We start from the raw sequence: 13,020 nt of genomic DNA on the forward strand, positions 1-13,020 counted from the left end.
TATAACATTTTACTATATATGTTAGGTGGCTCATTTTTGTTGCAATTTAACGTTTTTTGGTATAATAAACTAATATTATTTACAATTTATTTATTTAAGATTGGAGCATTAAAGAAATGTCAGGACATTCAAAATGAGCAACTACCAAACATCATAAAGCTGCAATGGATTCAAAGAGAGCGCAAATGTTTCAAAAATTTTCTAAAGAAATTATTGTAGCAGCAACAATTGGCGGCCCAGATCCAGATTCAAATCCAGCACTAAAATTAGCAATTGCTAAGGCAAAGGCAAAATCGATGCCCAAAGCAAATATTGAAAAAGCAATCTCGAAAGTTTCAGGTGGTTCAAAGGAAGGCGCTAACTTTCAAGGATATCTATATTCAGGAACAGCCTTTGGTGGTATAAATTTTGTAGTAAGTTGTTTAAGCGACAACTTTAACCGTTTATCATCTAACATTAAACACTATTTTAATAAATATAATGGACAGCTAGGAAAACAAGGTACTGTTCCGTATGTTTTTGACCAAAAAGGATTAATTGAATTTCCAATTTCATTGGCTTCCGAAGAAGAAGTAATGACTACCGTTTTGGAAGCCGGCGCTGAAGATTTTAAGGTTGAAGATGACTTATATGTTATTATTACCCATCCATCAGATTTTCAAAAAGTCAAACAATCTCTTGATGAGATTCTGAAAATTGATAACTATTCAACTGCTGAAGTTACATATATTCCAAATAGCGAGGTTGAAATCGATGAAGAAAAAATGGGGCAACTCGAAAAATTCGTCGACTTACTTGAAGATGATGAAGATGTTCAGGAAGTTTGACATAATGCAACAACTATTGAATAAAAATTAGTTCTACTTAATAATTATTAATATTTAAAACCTTTTTTAGACCAAGAGAAATGTTTTAAAAATGCACAAAATAAACTTGTAAAATTTTTTCAGACAGTTTAGCTCATATTAAGAATTTGACTTGACAAAATCTTAATATGGGCATTTTTTTATAATGCAATTTCTTCGTTATTATATTAATTTACAAACTCCTTGATTTTCTTGATAAATCGTTAAAAAGTCATTTTTCGACATCTTTTGTTGAAACTTAAAAAAATTTCGGATTTCAATATTGAAAAAATATCCTATCTCTCTATTATCTAAGCTATTAATTATGTTTCTGTTTATTTCCAAAACTTTATTTTTTGAAAAATAAAAAACAAATTTTAGATTTTTATTTTAAATTCATTTTGAAAAAAAGAAATTTAAAGACATGATTTAAAAAGAAAAAAATATTCGAGATGTCAAAATTTATTCTCTTTAAATATTGCTTGTTTATTATGAGATTTGATTTATTTTCTTAATACTTTCTTTATTTTTTCCCATATTAGATAAAAACATTTGTGTATTATTAAAAATTTGATTTATGAAATTAAAAATAAACAAAAAGAAATTTATTCTAACTGCCTCATTTTTTATTATTTCATCAGTTGTACTTATTAGTGGCGTTGTAGTTAAAACAGAAATTATAGATAAATGACATCATAACAAATCTTCTTTTAAAAGTAATTATATAACTGTTTTTATTGAAGGTGCAGTGGAATATCCGGGCGAATATACTTTAAAGGATGGAGCAAATTATTTTGATCTAATAAGAGAAAGTATTTTAAAAAGTGGTGCAGATTTACAAAAGATAAATAAATCACAGTTGTTAAAAAACAACGAAAGAGTTTTTATTCCCTTTACTAAAAATAAAAAATTAAAGATAACAGATATCAATGATTTGCAAATTTTAATAAATTTAGGAATTAAAACAAACATTGCAAAAAAAGTTTTTGAATATATTAAAGAAAGGAATGTTAAGAATTGAGATGATTTATTACAACTACCAGGCATTGGTGAAAAAACTTATCAAATATTAACAGAAAATATAGATATATAGATATTCTATTAATATCGTCCATCAGTTCTTTTTTAATATTTATACTAATATTGAGAATTGAAATTATTTTAATTTCACTAGCTTTAATAATGATTTGCATTTTTAATTTTTTTAATATTAAATTTTGAATTACATTTTTCATTTTTAGCTCAATTATTTTTTTAAGCTATGTAGTTTACCAGTCAATTTTTGCAAAAATTGACGGGATAAAATTAGATAATGATTTAAATATGATTAGAGAATATAAAGCCTATCTAATATTCAAATATAAGGATTCTTATTTTAAAGTTTTTAAGACCAAAAGCATTATAGATATTACTTTTATGAACAACTATGAGTATACATTTCATATCAAAGGAACACTTATTTTAAATAAGAATTTAAGCTCGTTTGAAGTTGCAAATAGGCTATTTTTTAATCTCACTAATTCAAATATTGAATTTATTAAAAAAAATGAAAAATTATCAATTTTTAACACAAAAAACCACACAGTTATAGATTATCTTAATATCATCATTTTCAACAATTATAATCAAGCTAATAACATATATAAAAAGCTTAGTGATCTTAATATTATTCACTTTTTCACTATTAGCGGATTTCATTTTAATTTAATTTATCTATTTATATCCAAAATAATTAGAAGAATTAAAAATGGCTATTTTATTGAAGATTTTATCGCTATTCCTCTATTGATTATTTATTTAATATCAATCGAATTTCATGTAAGTGCAACAAGGTCTTTAATCTTTTTAATATTAGCATATCTAAATAAAATTATTTTTAACAAAAAAATAAACAATATTGCGCTATTGGCAATAACGGGTTTAATAATGGTTTTTTACAATCCATTTATAATGTTTTCATACTCTTTCATTTTATCATTTTTGATTACACTATCCATATTTATTACAATTTTTGTTTTAACAAAACAAGGATATTTTGTTAAAACAATTGCGGTATTTTTAATTGCCCATATTTATTCCACTTTAATAATTCACACTTTTAATAAAAACTATAATATTTTTTCTTTTTTTATTCAACTTCTGTTTATTCCAATTATTTCCTTAAACTACATTATTACACTTCTATTTTTTAAGATAAATATCATTATTGAAAATACCATCCTTTGATTTGATACGTTCATTGACATAATTAGTGAATCAAACATAATCATAAAATTTGATACATCATGATTAATGTGCTTTATATTTAGTATAGCCTTATTAAAGGCTTATAAAATAAAACTCCATAGCCAACTAAGGTTAGGAGTTTGATAAATTTAGCATTAATTTTAAATCATCTTCATTAATTATTGTTATACCAAGTTTTTGCGCCTTAGATAGCTTGCTTCCTGCCTTTTCGCCAATTAATAGGTAGGCTATATTAGCGGAAATAGACGAAAGTACCTCGCCGCCGTTTTCCACAATTAGTTTTTCAAAATAACTTCTAGGTTTTGTAAGCTTGCCTGTTATAACAAAAGATTTATTATTTAGGATATTGGTTATTGCTTTTTGTTCATATGATGGATTTATACCATGTTCAATTAATTTTTTAATTAAACTTATGTTTTCTTCATTGGAGAATCATTCTATTAATTGTTTAGTAATCTTATCACCAAAATCATAAAAATCTCTAAACACTTCAAAATTAAAATTTAAGGCATTTTCTAGTTTTAGAATTTTTGAAGCAATAATATTCGCAGTTCTTTTTCCGACTAATGGGATTGATAAACCAAATATCAAATTTTCAAGTGGTTTAGTTTTAATATCCTCAATTGATTTTAAAATTTTGTTTATTGACAAATATCCAAATCTTTCCAATTTAATTAATTCATCACGATGTTTATGAAGATTAAAGATATCCAATATATTATTTATAAAACCATTTTTGTAAAAATATATGATATTTTTTTCACCAAGTGAATTAATATCAAGCGCCTCTTTTGAAGCAAAATGAATAAGTTTTCTAACTTTTATTTCTTGGCAATCTTGATTCAAACAATATTGTTCCAACCCTGTTTCATTAAATAGCAAAACATTATTACAATATGGGCATACCTTAAATGGCTCTAGCTTCTCTAAATTATGTTTATTAGCCAAACCTATAACGCATGGAATAATCTCACCAGATTTTTTTATGTATATTTCATCACCAATATTTATATCTAGATTTTTAATAAATTCATAATTATTAAGCGTTGCAAAACATACTTTTGTTCCTGACAACTCAACTTCTTGCAATAAAGCGTTATATGTAACTAAGCCAGTCCGACCAACAGTAATAAAAATATCTTTTAATATGGTGGAAACAACATCGGGCTCATATTTAAAAGCAATTGCTGAATGAGGAAATTTTGCTGTTTCACCTAATTTATCATAAAATTTGAGCTCATTAAGTTTTATGACTATGCCATCAGTTTCATAGTTAAATAATAACTTTTTAGTCTTGAATTCCTCAATAAATTGTTCTATTTCTTTAATAGAAGAAACAAGGATTGATTGCTCTGTAACACAAAAACCCAACTTTTTTAAAAATTCAAATGATTCATACATAGTTTGAATATTATGTTTTTCCGGTGCAACAACATAATATAAGAATGATGAAAGATTTCTTTCTTTCACAATCTGTGGGTCCAATTGGCGTAAAGTACCAGCAGCAACATTGCGTGGATTAGCCATAGCCGTTTTATTTTCACTAAGCAATTTTTCGTTTATTTTCTTAAACTCATCAATAGGAAGAAAAATTTCACCTCTAACCTCAAGGGGCTTTTTATAATTAATTATTTTTGGAATATTATCTATTTGCAAAACATTATTGGTAACATCTTCGCCAATTAACCCATTGCCCCTTGTCACTGCTTGCATTAACTTGCCTTGATTATATTTAATAGAAATTGAGAGCCCGTCAATTTTTGGTTCAATAAAAAAAGAAAAATGCGAGGTTACTTTTTTAATATTATCAATAAATTTTTGAATTTCTGCAATGGTATATGCCTTATTTAAAGAAAGCATTGATTTATCATGCTTAACCTTAGCAAAATTTTTAGATACATTAGCATTAATTTTATTGGTTGGCGACTGCTCTAATTCTTCTTTTAAAAAAAGATGTTTATATTGCAATTCCAATCTTTTTAATTGATTAAATTCAATATCATAAATTTCATCGGAAACTAACGGTTTATCAAAATCATAATAATATTTATCTCATTGACTTATTTTTTGTTGTAATTCTAGTATTTTTTTTCTTGTTTCAAAATCTTTTTCATTCATATTAAACCTTTTGAAATGAAGCAATTCACCATGATGGTAAAGCAATATGGTCTATAGCACATATTACAACCAATGCAGTTAGAGTCATTAATATTAGCGTAGCAATCAAATCTCTTCAATTAGGAACTAATTGACGATAATAGGTTCTTTTTGCATATGGTTCATATCCTCTTGAAGTCATAGCATCAGCTAAATCATTAGCCTTATTAAAGGATGAAACAAAAAGTGGGACCATTAGGACAATGAAAGATTTTATTTTATCCTTAAAATTACCATTTTTAAAATCTACTCCTCGGCTTGATTGCGCCTTCATAATTCTTCCTGATTCTTCTAACAAAGTAGGAATAAATCTTAAGGCAATGGATATAATCATCGTAATTATTTCAGTCGGTACTCTAAATATTTTTAACGGATATAGCAAATCATTGATTGCTCTCGTTAATAAAACAGGTTTTGTTGTTACTGTCAAAATTGTTGTTATTAATACAACGCCATAAATTCTCAAAAGTATTGTAAAAGTTCGATGAATTGAGAATAATGACAATTGAAATATCGAATTAACATCGTTGTTAGGAGCAAAATAAACTACATTAACTATTAATTTACCGCGATATATCACAAAAGCGTCAGCATTTGTTTCTGTTGAAAGAGGAACATATTTATCAATTTCGTAATACATTACCGCACCCTTAACAGTTAGCATATTAATGACCAGGAGAAAAATAGCAATATAGATAGGAAACTTAATTTTTTTAAAAATAGAAATTACTGATTTAGTAGAAATACCATATAAAACCATACTAATAATTACTAAAATTGATAATGTAATATAATGTTCAGAAATAAAAAACAAAATTATAAATAGTATGTTAGCTAAAAATTTCAGTCGGGGATCAAGTCTATGAATTGGCGTCTGTATATTGAGATATTTGCCAATAATTGTTTTATCCATATTTATAGCTCCTTTTTATTTTTTTCACTTAATTATGTTATTTATTTTATCCGCCAATTCTTCAATATTTGTTACTTTTCCAATATTAAAACCAGCATTATTTAGCCTTTCTACATATGACAATAATTTTGTGGGAATTAAATTATTATCTAATAATAGTTTATTATCACTTAGAATATCATAAGTATTACCGTCTTTAATAATCTTCCCATCCTTAACAAATAAGGTTCTATTTGTTCATTTAAGAGCATTATCTAAATCGTGTGTAACAATAATAATAGTTGTGCCTTGCTTATATAAATTATAAAACAGCTGGAGCATTTCTTCAACACCCTGCGGGTCCAAACCAGCAGTAGGTTCATCTAAAACAAGAAATCTTGGTTCCATAGCAAGAATACCTGCTAAAGCAACTCTTCTTTTTTGCCCTCCTGATAAATCAAAGGGGCTTCTTTTAAGATAATCAATTGGTAGACCAACCATCTCAATATATTTAGCCGCTAATTCCTTAGCTTTGTCTTTTTTAATACCCATTGAAACGGGCCCAAAAATAATATCTTTTTCAATAGTAGATTCAAATAATTGATATTCAGCAAATTGAAATACAACTCCAACTTGCTTTCTTAATGCTTTAACATTTTTGATTTTTCTTTTACTTTTGGTAATATCAATATCAGTATATACTATTTCAACACGATCACTTTTTTTAGTTTTTTGAAACTTCTCTAAATTCTTTATATATTCATTTAATTTAGCTTGGTATGTTTCATCATTATCATCACTTTGTTTTTTTGGTTTAGATGGCTTTTTGGCTTTCTTAAACAAAGGGACATCACTAAAATGCAGTAAACCTTCATCGGGTAATATTAATGCGTTAAGATGCTCTATTAATGTAGTTTTACCAGAGCCAGTTGGTCCAATAATTGAAATTGCTTCTGATTCATTAATTTCCACTGATACACCATCTAGCACCTTAATATATGTAGGAAGCTTTTTGTTATATTCCTTTGAAATATTGTCTACTTTAATTTGCATAATGTCTCCAATAATTTTTTATCGTCATATGTTGGCTCAATTCCGTGAATCATTTCACTAAGTTTGTATATAAAAGGTGAATCTATTTTTGCAATTTCAATTATTTGTTTGTTATTTAAAATTTCAATAGGTTTTCCTTGAGCTATCACATGGCCACCTGAAAAGACAATTAACTTATCAGCTAACAAGGCTTCATCCATATCATGAGTGATCGAAATTAAAGTTTTATTGGTGTTGGAATGCAGATCATGAATTATTTTGTAAATGTCATTGCGGCCTCGAGGGTCTAACATTGAAGTTATTTCATCAAAAATAATAATTTTAGGATCTAATGCAAGAGTAGAAGCAATGGCTACTCTTTGCTTTTGACCTCCCGATAAATTTTGAGGTTCCCTATCTAAAAAATTGCCCATTCCTACTTCATTGGCATATTTTCTTACAATTACGTTCATTTCATCATATGACATTTTTTTATTTTCTAAGCCAAAAGCAATATCGTCTTCAACAGTAGCGCCTATAAATTGATTATCTGGATTTTGATAAACAATACCAATTTTTTTTCTAATTTCCGCCAAATTTTCAGAATTTATTTCTAGACCATCAATAATAATTTTCCCAGATGAAGCTTTGTAAATTGCAGCAAGTAGTTTTGAAAAAGTGCTCTTTCCTGAACCATTATGTCCCAAAATGGCAACATATTGCCCATCTTCAATTGTAAAATTAATATTATCTAAGGCATATTTTTTAGCACCAGGATATTTATAACAAAGTTTTTTAATTTCAATCATAGTGATAATTATAAATATAATATTAATTTTATTTTTCAAAAATGCTTAAATTGACATTTTATTGTATACAATAAAATATATAAAAAAACTATATAAATCAACAACTATAAACATATTATTTAACTTCTTTTAATGCCAAAACCCAAGTGTCGTAGTTTCTTATAACTAATAGTTTTTTATAAATATTCTGATTTTTTAAAATATAGTTTGGCTGAAAATAAACAAATTAAAAAATATTTTTAGATAAAACAAAAATTATGGTTTATAATATATAACGCTAATTGCGAGTGTAGTTTAATGGTAGAACTTTAGCCTTCCAAGCTAACTACGTGGGTTCGATTCCCATCACTTGCACCAGTTGCGGATGTAGTTCAATGGTAGAACATCAGGTTGCCAATCTGAATACGAGGGTCCGATTCCCTTCATCCGCACCATTTCAAAAAAACTTGGGAAACCAAGTTTTTTTGATTTAACTAAATTTATTCAAAATAAGGCAATTAAAACTTATATAATATTAAAAAATAAATAATAAAGGAGTTTTATGGCTAATGTATTAGTTTTATATTCTTCGCCCATATCAAAAGAGAAGTCTGTTTCAAGTGCTATTACTAAGAGCTTCGTTGAGGAATATAAAAAAATTAACAAAAATGATGAAATTGTGGAGTTAGATTTAAACGAACTTGAAATGGCAACACATCCAATGAACTCAAATAATTTTTCTGATTTTTTTAATGATGAATTATCAGGTAAATATATTAATATTTTAAAAAAAACCAACAAATTAATTATTTCAGCCCCAATGATAAATTTTAATGTTCCGGCAGTGTTAAAAAATTTTATCGACCGAATTTGTGTTGCTAATAAGACATTTTCTTATAAATACGCTAAAAAAGGTAGCTCAATAGGTTTGCTATCTAATTTAAAGGTACAAATAATTGCTTCTCAGGGAGCTCCATGCGATTGATATCCTTGAGCAAGTCACATTTCTTACCTAGAGGGCATCTGAAATTTCTTGGGTGCAGAGGTTAGCGAAACCCTTTTAATTGACGCAACAAAAGTAGAACCATTTAATTCTTATTCAATTGAGGAAATTATTAAAAATAAAATTAACAAAATTAAAGAAAGGGTTATGAACTTTTAATAATTTAAAATTTTAAAAACCAAGCTCTAAAATAATGAGAAAGCTTGGTTTTTTATTTTTATTTTAAGCCCAAATTTTTGGTAAAAAATTAGATCATCATTTTTTGCAAAATTAAGTTATTTTGAACAATCATTCTTCAACACAGCTTATATTTATATTTTATCTAAATTATCAAAAACAAAAAATATTAATAATTTATTGCAAAATAATAAGAAATTAGCTAAAGCAAATATTTTTTATGAAACTTTTATTATTCTTTGCCTTCCATTAGCAATTGCAAAAATTGTACGCTTACATCCTTTATGAAAAATTGCCCATTTTCATCTCAATTATTATTTTGTTTTAAAAATAGGTCGTTGAGATTTGTTATTGTACTTGCGCCAGTTGCGTAATAATTATTTCCTTTAATATCAGCAAATATAACAGCTAGTGTAAGTCTAAAATCTAAATTACTATTATTTTCAATATATTTTCTATATTCTTCAATTAGCTTTTTAGTTTTTTCTTTATCTATGTCGTTTTTGTATGTTTTAATTTCTAAATAAATATAATGATTTTCGTGTACGATAACAAAATCTGGATAGCTATTACTCGTGTCTAAATTATTGATATATTCAAAATTAATTCCACTATGTACTGGATTCTTTGCTCAAATTTTTATTTTAGGGAAAATTGGTATATATTTTTCTAATTCGTTTACAAATGCTTCTTCGGCTTTTGATTGTAAATTAATGTTTGCAAAATTTTTATTAATTTCTTGATAAGCAAATTTATCATCTGTTTTTTTAATATAATCACTTTTAACTTCAATTAAATAGTTTGGCAGTGATTTTGAAGTATTTAAGACATATTTTATTTCTTTGTTTTCTAACTGTTTTTTAATATGCATTTTATAAATATCGTTAAAAATATTAATTTCATGTTTAACTATTAAAAATCAGAAAAATGTTTTGCCCATTATATGTTTAATTTTTGTTTCATAAATTGAGTTTATCTTGTTTATTATATTATCCGTAAATAATGCTTTATTGGCCTTAATTGTTTTTAAATTAAACATTTCCATCTGAATCTTATTTTGTATTTTTGAGGTTATTTCAATCTTATTGCCATATTTTTTTTGATTTGCAATTATGAATTTGTTTTGAGAAAACTCTTCTAGATAGGCAAGGTATTTTGATTCAAAACTATTAAATGAATAACCATTTAATAGCTCAATAATTTTTCTTTCATAAGATTCTAAGTTAAAAATAGTATTAGATTTACTGTTTATAAGAGATCCGTATATAAATTTTTCTTTTTCAAATTCAGGCTTCAAAATTAGTCTTTTTTGGTCATTTATATCTCTATCAACATTGCTATAAATGTAGTATTTATTAGCAATTGAATTAATTCTAAAATCATAAGAGGGATTGGGATTTCTTTTTATTCTTCCGATAGTTTGTGCGCTTAATGTTTTTGACGAAACATTTCTAAGTTGAACTAGCATACATGCTCTCGGTATATTTCAACCAGTTGCTGGTCCTACTTTAAAAATTATCACATCAGTGTCCGAATTGTATTTAGATATATCTCTAAGTGAGAAATTATCTTTTTGTCTAAGATTTGATTCTTTATCATTTTGATCAAAATACTTTACTCAGGATAAAGAATATTTTTCTAATTTTTTTATTATTAAATCAATCGTTTCGTTGAATATTTTTTCTTTTTCAGGGTCTGTGCTAGCGTTATCAACTTGAATTAACATGGCGGCATTAATGCCGACTAAACCAGGTTCATTTTTATTGTCATTATATTGTCTTTTAATATCTTTAAATTTTAAACAGGCTTGTTCGAGAATAATATCGTTATCGATATAAGCAATGTCGTTATTATCTTCAATACCTTCATTAAAAATTTTTTCACCTTTTAATAATCTGATTTTATCGTTAAATAGATCTTTTTCGCTTAGCTCAATAAGATCTAAACTTAAATCAGTTGGAGTTGCTGTCATTTTTATAACAAAATTAGCCCTTAATTGCATATTTTGTTCAAATGAAATTTCATCTTTTTTATTTTTAGAAGTATCGGCGCCAATGTGAGCTTCATCACGAATATAAATTAATTTATAGTCATTCAGCTTTATTTCATCTAAAAAAGCCTCAATAGCATGTTGCTCTCTTAAAATTGAGTTAGCTTTAAATGATGCTCCGCCCATGATATAAACATTATTTGGTTTAGCAAAAAACTGATAATTTTTTTCTACTTTAGAATTTTTATTAATATTTGAAGGGCTTTCAATTCTTGTAATTTTTAAATCGTTATTTATTAAATATTGTTTATACTCATTGAAGTTTTCTTCCATTTGTTTTGGCAGCTCGGCACTCGATAATGTTGCAATAACAAAAACTAAATTTTGATTAAAATTAAACTTATTTCATTCAATTAATTTATCAATATAGTTAATCATCATAAATGTTTTACCAGACCCGGTTGGGGCTTTAAAATAAACAGAATTTTGCTCGTTTTCTTCTAAGCTATTTATGGTTTTATTAATTAAAGTATTAATAACTTTTTCTTGAGAATTAGTTAGATTCATTATCTTCTCTTTTCTCTGGTTTTAAAGATGATAAATCATTTAATAGATTAATATATTGTTGTTGATTGTTTTTATCTATTGAAGTTATTCCAAACTCTTTTAATACGTCAATTAATTTATTAGCTAAGTCTTCAATATTAATATCTTTGTTTGTTGGACTTATGTCATAGTATTTGATGTTAAAGACATTTAAATTTGCTTTATATGGTTCGTTTTTCTTTATTCAATCAAAAGTTTCATTTTTAGTACCAACCCCGTGGTTTATTCTATAAAGTCTTTCATAGTTTACATCTATACCGATGTTATTTTCGTTGTTTGTAACAAGAGTGAAGCTTCTATTGCCACCATCTTCGCGATTTAATTCTAAAACCGCATGAGCTGTTGTTCCTGATCCGGCGAAGAAATCCAACACTCTGATGTTTTTACTTTTAATTAAGGAAATCAAATACATTATCAATTCTTTTGGTTTTGGGTATAGGAATAAATTTGAATCAATTAAGCTGTTCAATTCTTTTGTACCGTGTTCAGTAGTTGCTTTGTTATATTTTTCTAAAAATAATTTAGAAGTATTTAATAATGACTTAGGAACGATAAAACCTTGTTTATCTTCCCCATACATAACTCTAACGGTTTGCTCTTTTTTATTAGTTAAGAAGAATTTTGTTCCTTTGTCAAATTCTTTATTTACTCTTTCCTGACTTCAACGACTTTTTATTCTTATTCTTAATTCTTCAAAATTAAACATATTATCTTCTTTTATGAATATTTGATTTGCTTTAAATACAAGTTCTGTCTCTTTATTAGAGTTATTTTTTAGAGGTGCTGAATCAAAATCAAATTTAATTCCTTCGTTAAAATAATCTAATAACAAAACATTTTTAGAATATACGTGTATATACTCGCTATTTCTAAAAACTTTCTTGCCACTATTTCCTTGATTTGTATGATTTGTTCTTTCTCATATAAATGAGACGATAAAATTCTCCTCGCCAAAAATTTCATCCATCAAAACTTTTAAATAAGCTTGTTCAGCATCATCAATAGAAACAAAAATAACTCCATCATCTTTCAGAAGTTCTTTTGCTAATTGTAATCTTTCATTCATTAAATTAAGTCAACCATTGCGAGAATATTTATCACGGTAAATGAATTTTTTTGCCTTAACATCTTCATTATTGTCCGCAATGCTGTTTCCATCATCTTTGGTTGATTCGGTATTATAAGGAGGGTCAATATAAATTAAATCATATTTATTAAGCGAAGGCAGCTCTCTCTCTCTCTCAATCATTATTAAATTCTTTAATGCATCGTAGTTTTCGCCG

The 13,020-nt window shown here is 26.4% G+C and carries 10 protein-coding genes and 2 tRNA genes; 6 read left to right on the plus strand and 6 right to left on the minus strand.

What is annotated here, in order from left to right; genetic code table 4:
- The first annotated feature begins 116 nt into the window (after nt 1-116).
- The 3 genes from ACWXVS_RS02975 (at nt 117) to ACWXVS_RS02985 (ending at nt 3,218) form a co-directional block, all read left to right on the plus strand.
- Nucleotides 117-851 (plus strand): YebC/PmpR family DNA-binding transcriptional regulator, encoded by a 735-nt coding sequence (locus ACWXVS_RS02975; RefSeq protein ID WP_438340833.1) that lies wholly within the window; start codon nt 117-119, stop codon nt 849-851.
- A gap of 571 nt (nt 852-1,422) precedes the next feature.
- Entirely contained in the window at nt 1,423-1,938 is a 516-nt protein-coding gene (locus ACWXVS_RS02980; RefSeq protein WP_444705131.1) for an MAG0490 family ComEA-like DNA-binding protein, read from the plus strand.
- Nucleotides 1,863-3,218, plus strand: a complete 1,356-nt coding sequence (locus tag ACWXVS_RS02985; protein WP_455994998.1) for an MAG0480 family ComEC-like protein — start codon at nt 1,863-1,865, stop codon at nt 3,216-3,218. The genes ACWXVS_RS02980 and ACWXVS_RS02985 overlap by 76 nt, the downstream gene beginning before the upstream one ends.
- Here the strand turns inward: ACWXVS_RS02985 and ligA are convergent.
- The 4 genes from ligA to ACWXVS_RS03005 are packed head-to-tail and all read right to left on the minus strand — an operon-like array spanning nt 3,204 to nt 7,982.
- The gene (ligA, locus tag ACWXVS_RS02990; RefSeq protein ID WP_455995001.1) at nt 3,204-5,210 is read right to left on the minus strand and encodes an NAD-dependent DNA ligase LigA; all 2,007 of its coding nucleotides are present in this window, start codon (nt 5,208-5,210) and stop codon (nt 3,204-3,206) included. The two genes, ACWXVS_RS02985 and ligA, sit on opposite strands and share 15 nt — an antisense overlap.
- A gap of 1 nt (nt 5,211) precedes the next feature.
- Nucleotides 5,212-6,162 carry a CbiQ family ECF transporter T component gene (locus tag ACWXVS_RS02995; RefSeq protein WP_438340829.1) on the minus strand — a complete coding sequence of 317 codons (951 nt, stop codon included), beginning with the start codon at nt 6,160-6,162 and terminating at the stop codon, nt 5,212-5,214.
- A 15-nt stretch (nt 6,163-6,177) separates the two neighbouring features.
- Nucleotides 6,178-7,194, minus strand: coding sequence for an ATP-binding cassette domain-containing protein (locus tag ACWXVS_RS03000; RefSeq protein WP_438340828.1), 1,017 nt, complete (start codon nt 7,192-7,194; stop codon nt 6,178-6,180).
- Complete coding sequence (locus tag ACWXVS_RS03005) at nt 7,179-7,982, minus strand: energy-coupling factor transporter ATPase (protein WP_444705127.1); 804 nt, start codon at nt 7,980-7,982, stop codon at nt 7,179-7,181. Before ACWXVS_RS03005 ends, ACWXVS_RS03000 begins: the two co-directional genes overlap by 16 nt.
- Nucleotides 7,983-8,265: 283 nt before the next feature.
- Here ACWXVS_RS03005 and ACWXVS_RS03010 point away from each other — a divergent pair.
- From ACWXVS_RS03010 to ACWXVS_RS03020, 3 genes are all read left to right on the plus strand, one after another.
- A tRNA-Gly gene (locus tag ACWXVS_RS03010) sits at nt 8,266-8,339 on the plus strand.
- Between the two features lie 3 nt (nt 8,340-8,342).
- A tRNA-Gly gene (locus ACWXVS_RS03015) sits at nt 8,343-8,416 on the plus strand.
- 107 nt (nt 8,417-8,523) lie between these two features.
- Complete coding sequence (locus tag ACWXVS_RS03020; RefSeq protein ID WP_455995003.1) at nt 8,524-9,123, plus strand: FMN-dependent NADH-azoreductase; 600 nt, start codon at nt 8,524-8,526, stop codon at nt 9,121-9,123.
- A 250-nt stretch (nt 9,124-9,373) separates the two neighbouring features.
- Here ACWXVS_RS03020 and ACWXVS_RS03025 read toward each other — a convergent pair whose 3' ends face one another.
- The gene (locus ACWXVS_RS03025; RefSeq protein ID WP_455995006.1) at nt 9,374-11,698 is read right to left on the minus strand and encodes a DEAD/DEAH box helicase family protein; all 2,325 of its coding nucleotides are present in this window, start codon (nt 11,696-11,698) and stop codon (nt 9,374-9,376) included.
- Nucleotides 11,685-13,020 (minus strand): site-specific DNA-methyltransferase (locus ACWXVS_RS03030; RefSeq protein ID WP_455995009.1); only part of this gene is annotated, 1,336 nt, incomplete at its 5' end. The genes ACWXVS_RS03025 and ACWXVS_RS03030, both read right to left, overlap by 14 nt.

This window comes from Mycoplasma sp. 327, from assembly GCF_053851655.1.